Source organism: Streptomyces sp. CA-243310 (genome assembly GCF_050936775.1).
Taxonomy (GTDB): Bacteria; Actinomycetota; Actinomycetes; order Streptomycetales; family Streptomycetaceae; genus Streptomyces.
Genome location: NZ_JBNJMF010000002.1, coordinates 2,624,692 through 2,644,411 on the forward strand (window position 1 = coordinate 2,624,692; position 19,720 = coordinate 2,644,411).

Sequence of the window (19,720 nt, forward strand, 5' to 3'; positions counted from 1 at the left end):
ATCACTTGTGAGGCATGGGTGGGGAACCCGCAGATGGACGCGGCCTGGTCGCGTTATCAGAGCATGCTCGACGGGATGCTCCCGCACGAGGCGACACAGCAGTTGCGCGACTTCCTCGTACCGCGGGATGTGATCGACGAGATGGTGCGCCGCCACGAGGCCGCCACCACCGAGATCGCCACCCTGCGCGAACCGCTGGCCGTGGGGCGGGAGAACGCGGTCCGCTGGTACGCGGGGCCGCGTGCCGAGGACCGGAACTGGCCCGCGTTCGAGAAGCGTCTGAGGCGCCAGCTCGACCCGGACGAGGTCCGGAAGATCGACGCGGCCTCCGATCGCGTCGTCGCCATGCTCGACCATCCGGCCACCCCCACCTTCCGTTCCCGCGGCCTGGTCCTCGGCCACGTGCAGTCGGGCAAGACCAGCAACTTCACGGCGGTCTGTTGCAAGGCGGCGGACCGCGGCTACCGCATGTTCATCGTCCTGTCCGGCGTCACGAACTCGCTGCGCCGGCAGACCCAGACCCGACTGATCCGCGACCTGGTGGATCTCAACCCGCCGCTCTGGCATCAGATCACCAAGGCGGAACACGACTTCCAGCCGCCGCCGAACGCCCAGTCCTTCCTGGCGTCCAAGGACCAGTGCCTGCTGCTGGTGGTCAAGAAGAACGGGCCGGTCCTGAAGAAGCTGCGGGACTGGCTGGAGCAGGCGCGCGAGCAACTCGTCAACTGCCCGACGCTGATCATCGACGACGAGGCGGACCAGGCGACCATCGCCACGCGCAGGATCAATCCGCTCATCCGCGACGTCATCGGCCGGATTCCCAAGGTCTGTTACGTCGGCTACACGGCGACGCCGTTCGCCAACCTCCTCGTCGACCCGGTGGACGAGGAGGACTTCTACCCGCGCGACTTCATCCTCAGCCTGCCCCGCGGCGACGACTACCAGGGGCCGGAGACCCTCTTCGGCCGCAATCCCCTGGACCTGGAGGACCCGGCCGAGGTTCCCGGCGGGCTCGACATGATCCGGACGATCCCCGACGACGAACTCGCCCTCCTGCGGCCGGCGAAGCGGTCCGCGATCGCCGACTTCGCCCCCGAGGAGGCCTCCTCGCTCCGCCGCGCCGTCCTCTGGTTCTGGCTGGCCACCGCCGCGCGGCACGTGCGCGGGCAGGGTGACCGACACTCGTCGATGCTGATCCACGCGCATTCCGACACCCGCGTCCACGACTCGTACCAGCCGGTGCTCCAGGCGCTGCGCGACGAGGCGGCTCGTGGCATCCGGGAGGACGACCCGGCCGTCGTCGGGGAGTTCCACGGGCTCTGGGACGAGGAATCGCGGCGCGTGACGCCGCAGGACGGGAGCCCGCCGCTCGACTTCGCGGCCGTGCGCGACGCGCTGGAGCCGGTGGTCTCCGGAACGCGCATCGTCATGGACCACTACCGCAGCACGGATCGTCTCGACTACGACTCAGGGCCCGTCAGCGTCATTGCCGTCGGCGGGAACACGCTCTCCCGGGGACTCACCCTGGAGGGGCTCGTCGTGAGCTTCTTCGTGCGCTCGTCCAACGTCTACGACACGCTGCTCCAGATGGGGCGCTGGTTCGGCTACCGCCCCGGCTACGAGGACCTCCCGCGCGTCTTCATGCCCGCCGAGACGCGTCGTTGGTTCACGCATCTCGCGACGGTCGAGGCGGAGATGCGGGTCGAGATCGACCGGTACATCACCGAGCACCTCACTCCGCTGGAGATGGCGGTGCGCATCAGGTCCCACCCGAAGATGAAGGTGACCTCTCCGGCGAAGTCCAAGGGGGCCGTGCGCGGCGCCGCCTCCTACGGCGGTCAACTCGTCGAGACCCGCTACTTCCCCTGCGAGAAGACCGTCGAGGACGAGCGGTGGCACGCGGACAACGAGGCCGCGGTGTCGGGGCTGTTGGCCGCCGCGCACCGTGAGGGCGGCCTCGACGCGAGGACGGGGGCCGGTCGGGCCCTGTGGCGCGGCATCCCCGTGGAACACGTCCTCGCGTTCGTCGAGGCGTACAGGTTCCATCCCAAGTCCCTCGACGCCGCCCGCGACCTGCTCGGCGGGTACATAGGCAAGCGGAGCAAGGCCGGCGGCCTGGTCAGCTGGAACGTGGGGGTCATCGGGAAGCGGCCCGTCACCGGCGGCGGTGTCGTCGGGTTGCCCCACGGCGGCGCGGTGGATCCCGTGGTCCGTACCCGACTGGACCTCGGCGTGGCCGATCCGGTCGCCGACATCAAGACCTTGACCGGTTCCCGGGACGAGGCACTGGACCTCGACGTCCCGGAGGGGGAGGAGGTCAACCGCAGCCTGCTCCAGCGGCTGCGGACCTCCCAACAGCCCGAGCGCGGGCTGATCCTGCTGTACCCGATCGACGCCAAGGCCCCGGTGCCGGTGCGCGGCGCGATCGGACAGGAGCGGGCGGTGGCCGGTCGGGCCCCGCTGGACGCGCCGGGCGACATCGTCTGGGGCGCCGCCCTGGTCTTCCCGAAGCCGACCGGCGGAGTGGACCTCGGCGTCGAGTACGACTACCTCCAGGCCGACCTCTCGCGCGTGTTCCCCACCGCGGGCGAGGACGAGGACGAGGACATCTCGGTGCTCGAACAGGACCTCGACGGCGGCCCCGAGGGCGCCGCGTGACCGCGCGTCCGTGGTCCGCCGCGACCGTCCGACTGCGCGAGCTGTTCGAGTCGCAGTGGAGCCTGCTCGACCGGCGGGCGGCGGGAACGGCCGCCTTCGGCGGGGTGCCCGGCGCCGCCCCGCGTTCGGCGTCCGACGGATCGGTGCCGGGACGCGCCGCGTTCCACGAACCCGGGCGCGCCCGCACGGTGATCACGGCGAAGCTGGAGATCGACACCTCCCACGGCGCGCTGCGCCTGGGCCTCGACGGCGAGGGGCTGCGTCACCTGCTGGTGCCGATCGGGCCCTCGGCCGGGGTGGAGGACGACGTGCGCAGCGCCGGTGTCCGCCTCACCACGCGGACGCTGTCGCACGACGACGGCCTCCCGGTGCGTTACGCGGACATCGCCTGCCTCAGGCGTGACCTCGCCGGGACGTTCACCGGGCTGGTCGCGGACCTCGCCGGGCTGATCCTCGCCCGACCGGATCAGGCGCCCTCGCTCATCGTCCGTACGCTGCACGCCTGGAGGCTGCTGCTGGCGGGGGTCTCCACCGGGTGGACCGTGCCGCGGCTGGCCGGGCTCTTCGCCGAACTCCGTGTCCTGGAAACCCTGCTGGACGTGAACCCGCAGGCCGTCCGGGCCTGGCTGGGTCCGCTCGGCTGCCCTCAGGACTTCCGGGGCGCCCACCACGCCATCGAGGTGAAGGGCAGCGTCGCCGCCGAGGGGCGCGTCGTCCACGTCCACGGCGTGGACCAGTTGGACACCCCGCCGGAGGGCACCCTCACGCTGGCGTGGTCGCGCGTCACCGAGTCGACGGCGCCCGGGGCGCGCTCGGTACCGGACCTGCTCGCGGCGTGCCGCGACCGGATCGACGATCTCGGGGCCTTCGAGACGCGGCTGACGGCGCTCGGGCTGCCCCGGGGCGAGGAGTCCACGATCGACCGGGTCCGGTTCCTCACCGCGGAACAACGCTGGTACGACGTGTCCGGGGACTTCCCCCGCATCGTCCCCGGCGGCTTCGTGGGCGGGTCCGCGCCCACCGGGGTTCGGAGCGTGGAGTACCGGATCGACCTGAACACCGTCACGCACACCGCCGAGCCGGAGCGCGTCCTGAAGCGGCTGGGGGCCGACCTGTGACCGAGGCGGGCTGGTACGCGCAGCCCTTCCGGGCCGACGGCGGCATCACGGCGGGCGGTCTGCTGAGCCAACTGGGCAGCCCCGGCCTGTCCCGGCTGACGCTGCTCGTGCGCGAGGCGGCCCAGAACTCCTGGGACGCCCGCCTGCCCGATCAGGGCGTCGTGCGTTTCAGGCTCGACCTGGCCACGGTCGGCGCCGGCCACGGCGCGGCCTGGCGCCGCCTGTTCGCCGGCGGATCGTCGAGGAGCGGGCGCTCGGACGGCATGTTCCGCCCGCTCGCCCAGGCGAAGTCCCTGCGCTACCTCGCGATATCCGACCGGGGCACGCTGGGCCTCGCCGGCCCGACGCGCTCCGACGCGGGGAAGACCGCGCGGCGGGAGTGGGCGCGGTTCGTCCTGAACAGCGGGGACCGGGACGGAGGCACCCGCTCGGCGAGCGGGGGCACGTTCGGTTACGGCAAGAGCGCCCTGTTCCGCATGTCGAAGGTCGGATGCGTCCTCGCCTACACCCGGTTCCGGGACGACGACGGCCGGGTGCGTTCGCGTTTCATCGGCGTCGCGATCCGCGAGTCGTTCTGGGACGGGGAGACGCGGTACACCGGCCGGCACTGGTGGGGGCTCCCGGAGGCGGAGCACTGCGAACCGCTGACGGACACCCGCGCGGACGCCGCGGCGCGCGAGTTGGGGATACCCGGGTTCGCCGGCGAGGAGACGGGCACGACGCTCGTGGTGGTCGACCCCGATCTCACGGACCCCACGCTGCCGGACTCGGACACCACGCCCGAGCTGTCCGTGGCCGAGGCGGGCACCTACCTCGCCGACGCCGCGGCCTGGAACCTGTGGCCCATCCTGCTCGGCGACCGGGACCGGCGCATGAGCGTCACGGTCACGGCGAACGGGGTGGACGTCCCGGTGCCCGACGAGGGCTCCGACGCGGCCCTGGCCTTCTTCGCGGGCGCGTACCGGCAGGTCGCGGACGGCACGGGTCCGGTGTTGGCGTGCGGCAAGCCGTACAAGGAGCTGGGCCGCTTCGCCCACGCCTTCACGTTCGGCGCCCTCGTGACGTCCCCGGCGGCGCGTGATCTGGGCATCGAGGGCGCGCCCCGGCACGTCTGTCTGCTGCGCGGACCGGAACTCGTGGTCCGCTACCTCCCCGGGCCCGAGCGGTCGAATCCGGACGCCGGCTACGCGGCGGTCTTCAGGGTCCGTGCCGAACTCGACGAGACGTTCGCCCGGGCGGAGCCGCCGACCCACGACGCGTGGGAGTACCAGCAGTTGCAGGGCCGCGAGGCGACGTTCGTACGGACGGCGGGCCGCCGGTTGAAGGAGCAGTGCGACCGGCTGAGCGGCGCCCAGGCGCGCAAGGCCGTCAAGGTCGGCAGCTACGCCATGGGGTCCGTGGCCCAGCGCCTGGGCCACCTGCTGGCGGGTCCGGGCGGAACGGGCAGCGCGGTACCGCTGTCCGGCGCGCATCCGGGCACGGCGCGAACCGGCGGGAACGCGGCCGGCCCCGGCGGGCAACCCGCGGGCGTCGATCCGGCGGGCTTCACGGTCGCGCCGGGGTCGGACGGGCACGGTCGCGTCGTCGCCGACGGCGGCGGCGCGGCTCCGGGTGGAGGTACGGCCCCGGGCGGTGCGGCCACGGGTGGCGGGCGGTCCGGTGTCCGCCGGCCGAGCCTGATCGCCGGACCGCGCTTCGAGGTGATCGACGGAAGGCCGTACGTGGTGCAACGGGTACGGGTCCACGGACCCGACCGGGTGGAGGGCACGGTGCGCGTACTCACCGGTGACGGTGTGGCGGAGGGCGCCTCCCCGACGGGGGTGACACCTCCCGAGGTGCACGGCTGGCGCCTGCCGTCGGACGGCTCCCTCGTGGCCGGCGAGGTGTTCTACCACGCCGGCGACGCGACGGAGGTCGATCTGATCGTCACCGCCGTCGCCGACGTGCTCGTCGACATCAACGTGGTGGGTCGGGCATGAGCGTGCGCGTCTGGCCCTACCGCAGGCCCCTCGACCGGATCCACGCCGCGCCGTGGCGGCTGGGCGACACCGCCGGCGACCCCGTGCCCGCCGCGCTGCCCGCCTGGGACTACGCCTCGGACCTCACGCTGGCCCGGCTGGTCGAGATCGACCTCACCGAGCTGCGCGGCGACTGCGGACTGCCGTCCGACGCGCCGCTGCGCCTGTCCGTGCGCCATTGGCCGTCCACGTCGCTGCTCCGCACGTCCGCCTTCACGCGGGACCTTCCGCCGCACGAGGCCCGGACGACCTGTGAGGTGCTGTTCTCGCTCGACAGCTCCGAGTTGGGCGGTTTCCTGACCGTGGAGACCCTCGTCGTCCTCGCCGGCGACCTGCCGACCGCGGAACCGTTCGTGGCGGCCCGCCGCGGATCCATCCTGTGGAGCGACCAGGTACGCGTCCACCTGGAGGGCGGCGCCGGGCTGCTGCCGATCGCGCCGGTGTCCTTCGCGGAAGCCGGGCTCCCGGCAGGCTCGGCCTGGTACGTGAGCATGGACGGCGGGGACTGGCAGCAGGCCGCCATGGGCAGTCTGCTCGTCCTCCTCAACGAGGACAATCCCGCGGTCAAGCAGGCCATGGAGGCCTCGCGGAACGAGCTCTCGGGAATGCTGTGGAGCATGTTGGAGGCCGACATCGTGACCGACCTGGTGGGACGGGCACTGGACGACGACGCGTTCGTCGACGAGACGCCGTCCGACGACCCGGACGGTGACCTGACGATGGCGGGGCTCGTGCGCGCCCTGGTGCGGACCTACCTGTCACGGCCGACCGAGTCCGCCGAGCAGGCGATCAAACGGCTCCGGGACGACCGGCGCAGGGACCCCTCGCGGTTCCGCGCCGACGTCCACTGCGGTGTCCGGTTCCTCACGGACCGGGAGGCCACGTCGTGAGCCGCATCGTGGGCGACACCGGGAACCGCGTCATGAGCCTGCTCTACCCGCGCCTGCTGCCCGGGGAGACGGAGCGGCGGTTCCGCATGCTCCACGAGGTACCGGCGGGCGGGCACGCGTCCATGGTCGACAACCACTCCTCGCGGGCCGTGTACGCGGCCACGGGCGGGCGACGGGTCACGCGCGACGAACTCGACCGACTCCGGGGGTCCGTGCTGCGCGTGGCGCGTGAGCAGGGCTTCCCGGCCGCCCCGTCCGCGGCGCGGCGCACCGCTTTCGACCGCGAGGTGGCGCAGGTGCTGCGGGAGGGGTGCCGGATGGTGCCCGGCGAGGCCGCGCAACGGCAGGTGTGGGCGTTCCTCGCGCTCGTGCTCCTCCCGGACGTGTGCGTCTGGCGGTGGCCGGCGGACGCGGGCAACCGGTACGTGGCCGACCGCTTCAAGGGCACCGACCTCACCCGGCACGCGCTCGCCCGTCTGTGGACCCGCGCGCACGTGCTCCGCGACGACGCGGCGGACGACCCGTACCACCTGCTGGACGTGCTCGGCGAGGCGGATCTCGACCAGATCATGGCGCGACGCTCCGCGCTCGCCGGGTCTCCCGCGCTGGTGCGGGCCGTCGTCCGGACCCATCGGGAGGACGGGGCGGCCACGGGCACGGCCTCGCACGCCGCCGCCTCGCACGCCGCCGCCTCGGGCACCGTGTCCTCGCGCACCGTGCTCCGGGAGAGCCTGACGCGGCTGCTGCGGCTCACGGCGTTCGTGGACCTGGACTCGGCGTCGGAAGCGGAGCTGGGACACCTGGTGCGGCAGGTGCGGTCCGAGGCGCGTGCCGCGCTGGGCGGGCAGGAGTCGCGCCGACCCGGTTGAGGGGCGGGGTTCGCGGCTCAGGGGCCGGGCGGGGCTCCGGGATCAGGGGCGGGGGCTCCGGGGTGCCCGGGGACTCTCGGGGGGCTCGGGGTTCCGGCGGTCCTCGGTGGCCTCGCGGTCCGCGCGCCACGTCGCGACCTCGGCCTCGATGTCGAAGGTGCCGAGGTTGAGGGGCGGCCCGGGCGGCGGCATGCGCAGGGCCTTGCCGATCTTCTCGTTGATCACCGTGAGGACGTCCCGCACCTGTCGTTCGGACCGTGCCGCCCGGACCGCCTCCTTCGCGTCCTCGGCCTCCTTGCGCAGCGCGAGCGAGGGGGGAAGCGGGGAGAAGCCCTCGCGGTGCAGCTTGCCCTTGATCCACCAGAGTTCGTCGTAGGGGGCGTCGAGCGAGGCCAGCGGCTTCCCGTAGCCCGGCAGGCTCTCGAATTCGCCCCGCTCGGCGGCCTCCCGGATCTGCCGGTCCACCCAGGACTCGATGCTGACGCCCGTCGGCTTGCGCTCGGTCACGGTTCCTCCTCGGACACGAGGACCCTCGCCCGCGGGGATCCCTGTACGACGAACTGCTCCTGCCATCCAGCCTAGGCGGTCGCTCCGGGATCGTGCAGGGGCGGGCTTCGTGCCTGGTGAGGGCGGTCGAGCCGCTCTCAGGTATGAGGCCTTGTCAGACTTCCGGCAGACTCCCGGTTCGTCCTGGGGAGGGACGCGCGCGACGCCTCCGGGCAGGAACACTCGTGACCATGAAACGCCGCCCTCTCGTCATCGCCGCCGCCACCGTGGGAGCCCTCGCCACTGCCGCTTTCGCGCTGCCGAACCTCCCGCCCAACCCGGTCACCGACACCCTCAACGACCGCGTGTTCAAGGAGAAGAGCAAGCGTTTCGCGACCGTGGCGGACGCGCCGACCCGAGAGGGGCGGACGTTCTCGCTGCCCGGCTGGATACCGCAGGACGCCACCGACATACGCATACAGGCACGCACCACCGGTGAGGCCCGGCTGATCCGGTTCACACTGGGCGAGACCCCGCTGGACGGCCCGCAGTGCGCCACGGGCGCCCCCAAGGCCGTGCGCAACCCTCATCTGGCTGCCCGGTGGTGGCCGGGCGACACCCGCCGGGACGAGCGCACCGAGTGCCGAGGCGTGCACCAGTACCAGGTCGCGGTGCGCGGGAAGAAGGTCTACGCCTGGACCGACGGGACCCGGTCGCCGGGTGTCGAGTCGCGGGACGGCGCCCCGTCGAACGTCCACGCGGTGCGGGCCGGGGGCTGACGGCGCGGGTGGGTGACGGCGTGGGGGCCTGACGGCGTAGGGGGCTGACTGCGTGGGGGCGTCCACGATCCGCCGCGTACCGCCTGCCGTCCTGACTCCCTGCCGCCGCAGCGGCTCGGAACGTGTCACTGGCCACCCCTTCGTCCACGGCAGCCGATGCCCGGGCGTGGCCCGCCGGTGTCGCGCTCCCGTCCCCTCCGCGTCATGGCCGCCGGGACCGTGGGACACCCGCCCGGCCACCGGGCCGTCCGTAGGGGCTCGTTGACGTGATCCGTGGAACAGGACAGCGGCACCTCGCACGAGGAGGCACGGTCGACGAGGCGGTGTGAGAGGCGACATGACGGGGACCGGGTACGTCGTCCACCGGAACGCGGGGCCGCCGTGCTGGTGGTCGTCGGCGAACTCGACCACCACACCGCACCGGAACTCACCCGGGTCATCCGGGAGACGCCCTTCGGTCCCGACGTCCCCGTGCTGATCGACGTCTCCCGCTCACCTACTACGACTCCACCGGCATCACCGTGCTCGTGGGCGCCCATCACCGTGCGCGCGAGGTCGACGCCACCCTGCTCGTCGTCGGGCTGAGTCCCGAGCTGACGAACGTCTTCCGCATCGTCGGCCTCGATCAGCTCTTCACCTTCCAGCCCACCGTCGAGGACGCAGCCAACGCCCTGCACGCCTGGAAGCTCACGCCCCGGACGGCTCGTCCCGCAGGAGCGCCGAGCCGCGCAGGTACACACGGGGCCGGTTCCGCACCGGGCGGTTCGGCCCACCGGATCCGGTCGCCTTCCGGCGTGAACACGGCACCGGGCACGGTGTTCCCCCGATCTGCGGTACGACGAATCCGGGACGAGGCCGTCCGGGGCGGCGGGCGGCTCGTCTACCCTGATCAGGTGACCGAGGAAGTGAATCAACTCGGCGGTGAAGCGCCGCGACTCGGCGCGCTCCCCGCGGGCGCGACCGTGGCCGTGTGGGCCCTGGACACCACGCGCGACGTGGTCGGCGGCCACGCGGTCGCCGAGGCGTCGGCGGTGCTCGACGCCGGCGAACAGGACCGTGCGGGCCGGCTGCTGCGCCCCGGCGACCGGCACCGCTACATCGCCTCGCACCTGGGGCTTCGCGCGCTGCTCGGCGGCTACCTGGGGCTGGCGCCGGAGAAGGTCACGCTGGTCCGCGAGGACTGCCCGTGCTGCGGCGGCCCGCACGGCCGGCCCGCGGTGGCGGGGGGCGCGGTGCACTTCTCGCTGTCCCACAGCGGGGACCTGGCGTACCTGGCCTTCGCCGGGGCGCCGGTGGGCGTCGACGTGGAGGGCGTACCGAGCGGGCAGGCGGTGGCCGACGTCCTCGGGACCCTGCACCCGGCGGAGACGGCGGAACTCGTCGCGCTCCCGGAAGCGGAACGGCGCGTACCGATGGCCCGGTTGTGGTCCCGCAAGGAGGCCTACCTCAAGGCCACCGGTACGGGCCTGGCCCTCGGGCTGACCGATCCGTACGTCGGCTCGGGCCCCACCCCCGCCCCGGTGACGGGCTGGACCCTGCGCGACCTGCCGGCCCCGACGGGCTACGCCGCGGCCCTGGCCGTGTCCGGGCGTTGAGCGGTCCCGCGGGACGCACGCCGCGGGGTGGCCGTCATGGACATTCGCCGCGCTCTCACCACCGCGGAACCGCGGTCCGCCGAGGGGCCTTTCGACGGACCTGCCCGCGCGGACCGGTCGGCTCGTCTCCTGGTCGTGCCCGGACGCTGACGCTCGTCGCGTAGGTGGACGGCGTGCCCGCCGCCATGGTCTCGGGGTGGAGGACGCACTTCCCGGCACCGCGCCCCGACGGCCGGTCCGCCCGTCCTCGCGCCCCGACGGCCGGCCCGCCCGGGGCTCCGCGTCGTCCGTGCGGCGGCGTGTCGTGCGCCCACTCGGCGCACCCTCCGCGCGCCCGACCCGCGCCTCGCCGAGCATCGGCCGCATGACCGCATTCACCGCGCTGCTCCCGGCCGCCGCCCTCATGGCGACGGCCGCCCTGTCGACCGCGCCCGCCGGCGAGACCGCCGCCGCAGCCCCCCTCGCCCCCTACGTCGTGGTCCTCAAGGACAGCACGCGCGCCCCCGCCGCCGCCCGCGCCCTCGCCGCCGAGGCGGCGGACTCCGGTGACGAGGTGCGGGCCGTCTACGACACCGCGCTGAACGGGTTCGCCCTGCGCACGACCGCCTCCCGCGCCGCCGCCCTGGCCGCCGATCCCCGGGTGGCGTCGGTCGAACCGGACGCCCTGTTCCACGTCGACGACACACAGCCGCAGGCGCCCTGGACCCTGGACCGGATCGACCAGAGCGATCTCCCGCTCGACGCCTCGTACACGTACGGGACGAAGGCGGCGGGCGTCACGGCGTACGTCCTGGACACCGGGATCAACACGGCGCACCAGGAGTTCGGCGGGCGCGCCCGCTTCGGCCACAACGCGGTGCGGGGCGAGACGGCGACCGACTGCAACGGGCACGGCTCGCACGTGGCGGGCACCATCGGCGGGGCCACGTACGGGGTCGCGAAGGGGGTGTCCCTCGTGGCCGTGAAGGTGGCCGACTGCAGGGGCGACGGCCGCCTGTCGGACATGCTGCGCGGCCTGGACTGGACGGTGCGGGACGCCGTCCGCGGCAGGACGCCCGCGGTGGCCAACATGAGCATGGGGGGCGCCCGCAGTCACGCCCTGGACGCGGCGATCGTCCGAGCGGTGGCCGCCGGGGTCACCTTCACGGTGGCCGCCGGCAACTCCGCCGAGGACGCCTGCGACGGATCTCCTTCGCGGGTCCCGCAGGCCGTCACTGTGGGCGCCACCGACGCCGGCGACCGCAGGGCCGCGTTCTCCGGCCACGGCCGGTGCGTGGACCTCTTCGCGCCGGGCGTGTCCGTCGTGTCCGCCTGGAAGGGCTCCACCACCGCCCTCGCGCGCGCCACCGGCACCTCCATGGCGGCCCCGCACGTGGCGGGGGTCGCCGCGTTGATCCTGGCCGGCGGGACGGCGAAGACCCCCGAGGAGGTCACTTCCGCCCTGCTGCGGGATGCCGGGAGGGACCGGATCACCGGCCTCCCGGCGGGGACCGCGAACCTGCTGCTGCACACTCCGATCGACCGCTGACACCCACCGTCCGGGAGACCCGACCGCCCCACCCACACCTCCCGGCGACCTCCCGGCGACCTTCCGCCAGGCCCACCGACCGGTCGGTACCTGATATCCCGTCAGACCTGTTCTGATGGGACATCAATTTGTGTGTGCTTCGGGGGAAAGCAAGCCATTGACTTCTCATCACGGCGACGCGTCAATGTCGGCCTCCGCACCGGCTCGGCCTCCCCACACAGCGGGTGGGGGGAGGGGTTCGTCTGACGAAGGAGTCGCGACCCAGTGAGTACAACGTTCCGACGAAGAGTTCTGGCCGGGGCGGGCGCACTGTCCCTGGCCCTGACGGGTGGCGTCGTGGGTCTGGCGGGGACGGCGCAGGCCGCGACCAAGACCACAGCGGTGTTCGAGAACTGCGACGCTCCGGCGCCGCAGCCCGACGGTTCCGGCAACCAGAACTTCACGGTCACCCTGCCGGACGGCGCCAAGGCCGGCGACGTCGTCCCGATCACCATCGACCCGGGCGCGAGCCCGCTGATCCCGGGCTTCTCCGTCACGACGGTGAACACCTCCAAGATCACCCTCAAGGTGGGCACGACCACCCAGGTGGTCACCAGCCCGCCCGAGACCGTCAGCGTCGTGGCGGGACAGCCGCTGGACCCGAAGGCGTTCTCCGGAACCATCAGGATCCCGGACGGGACCGAGGGCACCTCGGTCGACGTCAAACTCGACCTGGCCGTGACCGACGCCGACCTCAGCGGGTCGGTCTTCACCACGACCTGCACCCCCGCGCCCCGTCCGAGCGCCTCGCTCGGTTCGGTCGCGGTCGAGGCCCTCCCGAAGGATCCGATCACCACCAAGGTGACGCCCAACAGCGGCAAGGCGGGCACCGCCGTCGTCGTCACGGGCGCCAACTTCCCGGCCGGCGCGGTCACCTGCTCCGCCCTGCTGGCGGGCGTGGCGACCGGTGACACCGGTACGGGTTCTGCGGACTCTTCGGGCGCCGCCACCTGCAACGTCACCGTCACCAAGAAGGCCGACGCCCTCAGGATCGACGGCGCGATCACCCCGTACAAGTCCTTCGTGTTCCTGGAGGACCAGGCGGGCGTGAAGAACCCCGTGGACGTCGAGGTGCTGCCGGGGCCGCTGGCCCTCGGCCCGAAGGACGGTCAACCGGCCGTTGACTTCGGTTCGGTCACCATCAACGGCAAGCCCCAGTCGGTGGTCGGCGTGTTCAACGCCGCGACCGTCCAGGACTTCCGCGGCGGCTCGCTCGGCTGGGACGTCACGGCGACCCGTACGCCGTTCCTGAACGCCACGACCGGGCACTCCATGCCGAAGGCGCAGATCGGCATCCAGCCGTCCTGCACCGTCACCAACCCGGACAGCCCGAGCACGTGCACCGCGGGTACGCCCGGGGCGATCACGGACACCCCGATGCAGGTGGCCTCCCAGGCCGCCGGCGGGGACGAGTTGACCGGCGGTGAGTTCGCGGTCGGTGGCGCCGGGATGATCCAGCTCCCGTCGTTCATGTTCGCCGACACCTACCAGTCGGTCGTCACCTTCTCGATCTCCTGATCGGAACCGGTTCTCGATCCCCTGATCGGGACCGGCCCAGGGTGGTGCGGCGCTCCCCGGCGCCGCACCACCTTCCCGGTTTCCCCACACCTTCCCGGTTTCCCCCAGCGCCTTCCCGGTTTCCCCCAGCGCCTTCCCCGGTTTCCCCACCCGCCGGTCGTCCCGGCCGCCCACCGCGACCGTCCCGTCTGGAGACCCGCCCATGCGCACCCGCCCCTCCCCGTCCGGTACGCCCCGCAGGCCGCAGCCCGGTCACCCCCTCCGCCCTCTGCACGGCCTGCGCCCCGGCCTGCTCCTCGGCCTGCTCCTCGGCCTGCTCCTCGGCCTGCTCCTGCCGGTCGTGGGCCTCCTCCCCGCCGCCTCGGCCTCGGCCGCCGACAACGGCACGTGGGGGGTGTTCCCGACGCCGCCCGCCGGTGCCGCGATGACGGACCGGGCGTACTTCTTCCACCAGGGCGCGGCCGGGAGCGCCGTCCGCGACAGCGTGACGATCGTGAACTCCTCCGACCGGGAGCTGACCTTCCAGGTCTTCGCGACCGACGCCGTGAACACCCTGGTGGGCGGCGCGTTCGCACTGTTGCCGGTCGAGTCGAAGCCGAAGGACGTGGGCACCTGGACGGCGCTGTCGACCGGAGCCGCCGGTACCGTCACCGTCCCGCCGAAGGGCCGCGAGGACATCCCGTTCACCGTGAAGGTCCCCGAGGACGCGACCCCGGGCGATCACGTCGGCGGGATAGTCGCGCTGAACACGGCGGTGGAGGGCGTCCGGGCGGACGGCAAGGTGCAGGTCGGGGTGAAGCGCTCGGTCGGCGCCCGCCTGTACTTCCGGGTACCGGGACCGCTGACCCCCGGCCTGAGCGTGGAGGACGTGCGGGTCAGCCGGGGCGCGCCGCTGCTGCCCTGGTTCCATGACGCCCGCGCGACCGTCTCGTACGCGCTGGTCAACCGGGGCAACGTGGTCGTGGAGCCGAAGGTGAGGATCTCCGCCGAGGGGCTGTTCGGGCGGAACGTGCTGGACCGGCCGGCCCGCGAGCCGAGGCTCGTGCTCCTGCCCGGACAGCGGATCGAGCTCACCGAACCGTGGGCGGACTCGCCACAGTTGGACTGGGTGACGGTCAAGGTGGCGGCGGGGGCGAGCGCCTACCCGGATCTCGCCTCGGAGTCCGAGACGGACTTCCTCGCCGTACCGTGGCTCGCCGCAGGCATCGCGCTGCTGTTGACGGTCGCCGGAATCGCCTTCGCGACGCTGCGCCGCAGGAGGAACGCGGGGCCGCAACAAGTGGAAGACGTACCGCACTTGGCGCGGACGCCCTGACCGGCGAGGGTGTCCCCAGTTGACGGCGACGGCATTCGGCCGCCGCCGGCAAGGGGGAGGCACTTGCGATGGGACGAGAGCACAGCGAGCCCCGGCCCGACGGGCCGTACGCGGACGACGCGCGGGCCGACCCGGTGCGGGCCGGCCGGGTGCGGGTCGACCCGGTGCGGGCCGGCCGTGCGCAGGTGGGCCCGGTGCGGGCCGGCCCGGTGCGGGCGACGCCCACCCCCCGCATCACCGCCGTGGCGCACGAGGCCGGGGCGGCGGTGAAGGGCGCCGGCCTGCTGACCCGCGTCGAACGCGCCCTGGGCACGGGCACCGCCGTCTACCTCCCCGGCGACGGTTGGATCCGCCTCACCCTCCCGCTCCACGACGGCGGCCCGGCCCCGGTCACGGTCGAGGTGCTCGCGGACACCACGCGGGTGCCGCACGGCATCGTGTACCTCCTGCCGGGCGGCGGCCTGAACTTCACCGCCGACTACTTCACCCCCGACGGCCACGCCGGCGGCGGCCTCGCCCACCACCTGCGCCGTCAGGGGCTGTTGATCGTGGGGGTCACCCCGCGCGAGGACGCCGCCGGCGGCGTCGCCGACGTCACCGCCGACCGGGGGCTCGCGGCGCACCGCCGCGACCTCGCCGGTGTCGTCGCCGCGCTGGACGCCGTACTGCGCCTGCCCTACCAGTACGCCGGCCACTCCGCCGGAGGAGCCCTGGCCCTCGACGCCGCCTCGCACGACCCGTCGCCGCGGCTGCGCCGGGTCCTCGTCCTGGACACCACCGGCCCCTACACCGGCGACCCGGCGGCGCGGGCGGCGAGAACCCGGGACGTGTACGCGGACCTGGTCGCGGGCGGCACGCACGCGAGCGATCCCGGCCTGGCCGCCCTCGTCGCGCGGGCGGTGGCCGACCCGCACTCCCCCTCCCCCGTCCCCTGGCCGCCGGATCCGGACCTGCGCTTCACCAACGCCGGGCTGGCCCACTTCGCGCTGATCCGCACCGCCGACCTGCCCGGCGAGGCGAACTGGATCCACCGGCGGGGTCACGCCGCCGGCGAGTACGTCTTCGGCGCGACCCCCGCCGAGGACCGGTTCGCCCTCACCCACACTCCGCTGACCACCTGGCACGCGGCCACGGCCGCCCTGGGCAGCGGGCTGATCCCGACGGCCCTGATGCGGGACCTCGCCGCGATCTGGGCGGGCGACGAGGCCACGTACCGGATCGCCTGGGACCGCATCCGGGCCGATGTGGTGTGGGTCAACGCGGAACTGGGGCGCGGCGACGAGTCCCGGGGAGCCGACGTGATCCGCGCGTGCGGCAACACCCGGGTCGCGTTCACCACCGTCCCGGGCCTCGGCCACGCCGACGTGGTCTGGAGCCCCACGGCCCCCACGGACGTCTGGCCGCTGCTCAGACCCTGACCGGGGCGCCGCGGCGCCCCCCGACGGCGCACGCCGACGACCCCGGCCCGTGAGGGGTGGGCCGGGGTCGTCGTCTCGCGCCGGGCGGTCAGTGGTTGCGGGGGAAGCCCAGGTCGACGCCCGCCGGGGCGTCGGACGGGTCCGGCCAGCGGGTGGTGACGACCTTGCCGCGGGTGTAGAAGTGGATGCCGTCGTTGCCGTAGATGTGGTGGTCCCCGAAGAGGGAGTCCTTCCAGCCGCCGAACGAGTGGTAGCCCACCGGCACCGGGATCGGGACGTTCACGCCGACCATGCCCGCCTGGATCTCCAGCTGGAAGCGGCGGGCGGCGCCGCCGTCGCGGGTGAAGATCGCGGTGCCGTTGCCGAACGGCGAGGCGTTGATGAGGGCGACGCCCTCCTCGTAGGTCTCCGTGCGCAGGACGCACAGCACCGGGCCGAAGATCTCGTCGCGGTAGGCGTCGGAGTCGGTCTTGACGTTGTCGAGCAGCGACAGGCCGATCCAGTGGCCGTTCTCGTTGCCCTCGACCGTGTAGCCGGTGCCGTCGAGGACCACGTCGGCGCCCTGCGCGGCCGCGCCCTTGACGTACGAGGCGACCTTGTCGCGGTGGGCGGCGGTGATCAGCGGGCCCATCTCGGAGGTGGGGTCGTTGCCGGGGCCGATCTTGATCTTCTCGGCGCGCTCGCGGATCTTCTCCACCAGCTCGTCGGCGATGGAACCGACGGCGACGACGGCGGAGATCGCCATGCAGCGCTCGCCGGCCGAGCCGTAGGCGGCGGAGACGGCCGCGTCGGCGGCGGCGTCGAGGTCGGCGTCGGGCAGCACCAGCATGTGGTTCTTGGCGCCGCCGAGGGCCTGGACGCGCTTGCCGTTGGCGGAGGCGGTGGTGTGGATGTGTCGGGCGATCGGGGTGGAGCCGACGAAGGACACGGCCGCGATGTCGGGGTGGGCGAGCAGCGCGTCGACGGCGACCTTGTCTCCGTGGACCACGTTCAGCACGCCCGCCGGCAGGCCGGCCTCGGTGGCCAGCTCGGCCAGCTTGTTGGACGCCGACGGGTCCTTCTCGCTGGGCTTGAGGATGAAGGTGTTGCCGCAGGCCACGGCCAACGGGAACATCCACATCGGCACCATCGCCGGGAAGTTGAACGGGGTGATGCCGGCGACCACGCCGATGGGCTGGCGGATCGAGGAGACGTCCACCCGGTTGGACACCGACGTGGACAGCTCGCCCTTGAGCTGCGTGGTGATCCCGCAGGCCAGCTCGACGATCTCCAGGCCTCGGGCCACCTCACCGAGGGCGTCCGAGTGCACCTTGCCGTGCTCGGCGGTGATCAGCTCGGCGATGGCGTCGCGGTTGGCGTCCAGGAGGGCGCGGTAGGCGAACAGCACCTTGGTCCGGGCGGCCAGCGAGGACTGGCCCCAGGACAGGAAGGCCTCCTTCGCGACGGCGACCGCCGCGTCGACCTCGGCGCTCGACGCGAGCGCGACCCGGGTGGTGACCTCGCCGGTGGCCGGGTCGGTGACCGGGCCGTGGTTGCCCGACGCGCCCTCGACGGTCTTGCCACCGATCCAGTGGTTGACGGTCTTCATGCCTTGCTCCTTCACAGATGGCGACGTCGCTGCGCGGCTTGCCGGTCGTACTCTTCACGGGCCGGGGCCGCCGACGATCGGGTCGCGGTCTCGGCCACGGGAACATCCCACCACGCCTGTGGCGGGGGTGGGCCCGACACAGTGTCGGGTGTTCGGGTCTGCGCGTAGACACATGTGGGGCGGTCGCTCCCCCGTGCCTCCGCGAGAGCTTTTCGCAGGTCACCGATGGTGCGGGCGGAGATCACCACCATCCCGAGGGAGGCCGCGTTCTGTGCGAGGTCCACCGGCAGGGGCTCGCCGTCGTACGCGCCGTCCGGCCCCCGGAAGCGGTACGCGGTCCCGAAGCCCTCGCCGCCCACCGCCTGCGACAGTCCGCCGATCGACGCGTAGCCGTGGTTGTCGAGGATCACCACCTTGATCGGGATTCCCTCCTGCACCGCCGTGACGAGTTCGGTCGGGTTCATCAGGTACGTGCCGTCACCGACGAGCGCCCACACCGGGCGGCCGGGCGCCGCGAGGGCCACGCCGATCGCGGCCGGGATCTCGTAGCCCATGCAGGAGTAGCCGTACTCGACGTGGTACTGGTCGGCGGACCGGGGCCGCCACAGTCGGTGCAGGTCGCCGGGGAGCGAGCCGGCGGCGTTGATCAGGATGTCGGAGGCGTCGACGAGGGAGTCGAGCAGGCCCAGCGCCTGGGCCTGGGTGGGGACGGCGTTCTCGTCGGGGGTCTGCCACGCCCGGTCGACGAGCCGCTCCCACTGCCGGGCGCCGTCCTGGTAGGCCGCCTCGTAGGCGGGGTCCACGCGGTACCCGGCGACGGCTTCCCGGAGTTCCTCCAGGCCGGTCCGGGCGTCGCAGACCAGCGCTTTCGCGGCGAGTTTGTGGGCGTCGTACGGGTCGAGGTTCAGCCCGAGGAAGCGGACCCCGGGGTCGCGGAACAGGGTCCCGGAGGCGGTGGTGAAGTCGGTCAGCCGGGTTCCCGCGGCGATCACGAGGTCGGCTTCCCGGGCGAGGGCGTCGGCGGTGGCCGTGCCGGTGTGCCCGATGGCGCCCACACCGGCCGGGTGGTCGTGCGCGAGGGAGCCCTTGCCGGCCTGGGTGACGGCGACGGGGATCCCGGTGGCGTCGGCGAACTCCGCGAGGGCCGCCCCGGCGGCGCTGTGCCGGATCCCGCCGCCGGCCACGAGCAGGGGGCGGGCGGCGCCCCGTACGGCCTCGGCGGCCTCGGCGAGTTCGTCCCGGTCGGGCCGGGGCCGGCGCACCCGCCACACCCGTTCGGCGAAGAACTCCTCGGGCCAGTCGTACGCCTCGGCCTGTACGTCCTGCGGCAGGGCGAGGGTCACGGCGCCGGTCTGCACGGGGTCGGTGAGCACCCGTACGGCCTGGAGGGCGGCGGGGATCAGGGCCTCGGGGCGGCTGATCCGGTCGAAGTGGCGGGACACGGGCCGCAGGGTGTCGTTGACGGAGACGTCCCCGGCCCAGGGGACCTCCAGCTGCTGGAGCACGGGGTCGGCGGGCCGGGTGGCGAAGGTGTCGCCGGGCAGGAGGAGCACCGGGAGCCGGTTGACGGTGGCCAGAGCCGCCCCGGTGACGAGGTTGGTCGCGCCGGGCCCGATGGAGGTGGTCACGGCGTGGGTGGACAGGCGTCCGCTCTGGCGGGCGTAGCCGACGGCGGCGTGCACCATGGCCTGTTCGTTGCGGCCCTGGAGGAACGGCATCCGCTCCGGTCCGCTCTCCAGCAGTGCCTGCCCGATCCCGGCGACGTTCCCGTGTCCGAAGATCCCCCAGGTCGCGGCGATCAGCCGCCGGCGGCGGCCGTCCCGCTCGGTGTACTGGGCGGACAGGAACCGCAGCAGGGCCTGGGCGACGGTCAGCCTGGTGGTCATGGGGCGTCCTCCCCT

General features: G+C 73.4%; 14 protein-coding genes. 11 read left to right on the forward strand and 3 right to left on the reverse strand.

What is annotated here, in order from left to right; all coding sequences use genetic code 11:
* Window positions 1-18: 18 nt before the first annotated feature.
* The 5 genes from ACQEVM_RS29440 to ACQEVM_RS29460 are packed head-to-tail and all read left to right on the forward strand — an operon-like array spanning window position 19 to window position 7,553.
* Window positions 19-2,658 (forward strand): Z1 domain-containing protein, encoded by a 2,640-nt coding sequence (locus ACQEVM_RS29440; protein WP_433083975.1) that lies wholly within the window; start codon window positions 19-21, stop codon window positions 2,656-2,658.
* A complete protein-coding gene (locus ACQEVM_RS29445) occupies window positions 2,655-3,776 on the forward strand; it encodes a PD-(D/E)XK motif protein (RefSeq protein ID WP_433083977.1) in 1,122 nt (373 codons plus the stop codon). The genes ACQEVM_RS29440 and ACQEVM_RS29445 overlap by 4 nt, the downstream gene beginning before the upstream one ends.
* Window positions 3,773-5,755 (forward strand): hypothetical protein, encoded by a 1,983-nt coding sequence (locus ACQEVM_RS29450; RefSeq protein ID WP_433083979.1) that lies wholly within the window; start codon window positions 3,773-3,775, stop codon window positions 5,753-5,755. Before ACQEVM_RS29445 ends, ACQEVM_RS29450 begins: the two co-directional genes overlap by 4 nt.
* Window positions 5,752-6,684, forward strand: a complete 933-nt coding sequence (locus ACQEVM_RS29455) for a hypothetical protein (protein WP_433083981.1) — start codon at window positions 5,752-5,754, stop codon at window positions 6,682-6,684. The genes ACQEVM_RS29450 and ACQEVM_RS29455 overlap by 4 nt, the downstream gene beginning before the upstream one ends.
* Window positions 6,681-7,553 carry a DUF6339 family protein gene (locus ACQEVM_RS29460; protein WP_433083983.1) on the forward strand — a complete coding sequence of 291 codons (873 nt, stop codon included), beginning with the start codon at window positions 6,681-6,683 and terminating at the stop codon, window positions 7,551-7,553. The genes ACQEVM_RS29455 and ACQEVM_RS29460 overlap by 4 nt, the downstream gene beginning before the upstream one ends.
* Window positions 7,554-7,595: 42 nt before the next feature.
* Here the strand turns inward: ACQEVM_RS29460 and ACQEVM_RS29465 are convergent, their stop codons facing one another.
* Entirely contained in the window at window positions 7,596-8,060 is a 465-nt protein-coding gene (locus tag ACQEVM_RS29465; RefSeq protein WP_433083985.1) for a DUF1992 domain-containing protein, read from the reverse strand.
* Window positions 8,061-8,290: 230 nt separating this feature from the next.
* Between ACQEVM_RS29465 and ACQEVM_RS29470 the strand changes: the two genes are divergently transcribed.
* From ACQEVM_RS29470 to ACQEVM_RS29495, 6 genes are all read left to right on the forward strand, one after another.
* Window positions 8,291-8,818: a hypothetical protein gene (locus ACQEVM_RS29470; RefSeq protein ID WP_433083987.1), complete on the forward strand. Its 528-nt coding sequence runs from the start codon at window positions 8,291-8,293 to the stop codon at window positions 8,816-8,818.
* Window positions 8,819-9,345: 527 nt separating this feature from the next.
* Entirely contained in the window at window positions 9,346-10,413 is a 1,068-nt protein-coding gene (locus ACQEVM_RS29475) for a 4'-phosphopantetheinyl transferase superfamily protein (protein ID WP_433083989.1), read from the forward strand.
* A 364-nt stretch (window positions 10,414-10,777) separates the two neighbouring features.
* Window positions 10,778-11,941, forward strand: a complete 1,164-nt coding sequence (locus tag ACQEVM_RS29480) for a S8 family peptidase (RefSeq protein WP_433083991.1) — start codon at window positions 10,778-10,780, stop codon at window positions 11,939-11,941.
* A 264-nt stretch (window positions 11,942-12,205) separates the two neighbouring features.
* On the forward strand, window positions 12,206-13,498 hold the full coding sequence (locus ACQEVM_RS29485) for a hypothetical protein (protein ID WP_433083993.1): 1,293 nt from the start codon (window positions 12,206-12,208) through the stop codon (window positions 13,496-13,498).
* A gap of 202 nt (window positions 13,499-13,700) precedes the next feature.
* Window positions 13,701-14,813, forward strand: a complete 1,113-nt coding sequence (locus tag ACQEVM_RS29490) for a WxL protein peptidoglycan domain-containing protein (RefSeq protein WP_433083995.1) — start codon at window positions 13,701-13,703, stop codon at window positions 14,811-14,813.
* A 68-nt stretch (window positions 14,814-14,881) separates the two neighbouring features.
* Window positions 14,882-16,231 carry a hypothetical protein gene (locus ACQEVM_RS29495; protein WP_433083997.1) on the forward strand — a complete coding sequence of 450 codons (1,350 nt, stop codon included), beginning with the start codon at window positions 14,882-14,884 and terminating at the stop codon, window positions 16,229-16,231.
* An 88-nt stretch (window positions 16,232-16,319) separates the two neighbouring features.
* On the opposite strand, the gene ACQEVM_RS29500 is transcribed toward ACQEVM_RS29495, so the two are convergent.
* Together ACQEVM_RS29500 and iolD are read right to left on the reverse strand one after the other, a co-directional pair.
* Window positions 16,320-17,819 (reverse strand): CoA-acylating methylmalonate-semialdehyde dehydrogenase, encoded by a 1,500-nt coding sequence (locus ACQEVM_RS29500; RefSeq protein ID WP_433083999.1) that lies wholly within the window; start codon window positions 17,817-17,819, stop codon window positions 16,320-16,322.
* A gap of 11 nt (window positions 17,820-17,830) precedes the next feature.
* Window positions 17,831-19,705 (reverse strand): 3D-(3,5/4)-trihydroxycyclohexane-1,2-dione acylhydrolase (decyclizing), encoded by a 1,875-nt coding sequence (gene iolD / locus ACQEVM_RS29505; protein WP_433084001.1) that lies wholly within the window; start codon window positions 19,703-19,705, stop codon window positions 17,831-17,833.
* Between the last annotated feature and the right edge of the window lie 15 nt (window positions 19,706-19,720).

Bases quoted from the DNA above. Each gene is read 5' to 3' on its own strand.
- ACQEVM_RS29455 (WP_433083981.1), top strand. From the start codon at position 5,752: ATGAGCGTGCGCGTCTGGCCCTACCGCAGGCCCCTCGACCGGATCCAC.
- ACQEVM_RS29470 (WP_433083987.1), top strand. From the start codon at position 8,291: ATGAAACGCCGCCCTCTCGTCATCGCCGCCGCCACCGTGGGAGCCCTC.
- ACQEVM_RS29480 (WP_433083991.1), top strand. From the start codon at position 10,778: ATGACCGCATTCACCGCGCTGCTCCCGGCCGCCGCCCTCATGGCGACG.
- ACQEVM_RS29490 (WP_433083995.1), top strand. From the start codon at position 13,701: ATGCGCACCCGCCCCTCCCCGTCCGGTACGCCCCGCAGGCCGCAGCCC.
- ACQEVM_RS29495 (WP_433083997.1), top strand. From the start codon at position 14,882: ATGGGACGAGAGCACAGCGAGCCCCGGCCCGACGGGCCGTACGCGGAC.
- ACQEVM_RS29500 (WP_433083999.1), bottom strand. From the start codon at position 17,819: ATGAAGACCGTCAACCACTGGATCGGTGGCAAGACCGTCGAGGGCGCG.
- iolD (WP_433084001.1), bottom strand. From the start codon at position 19,705: ATGACCACCAGGCTGACCGTCGCCCAGGCCCTGCTGCGGTTCCTGTCC.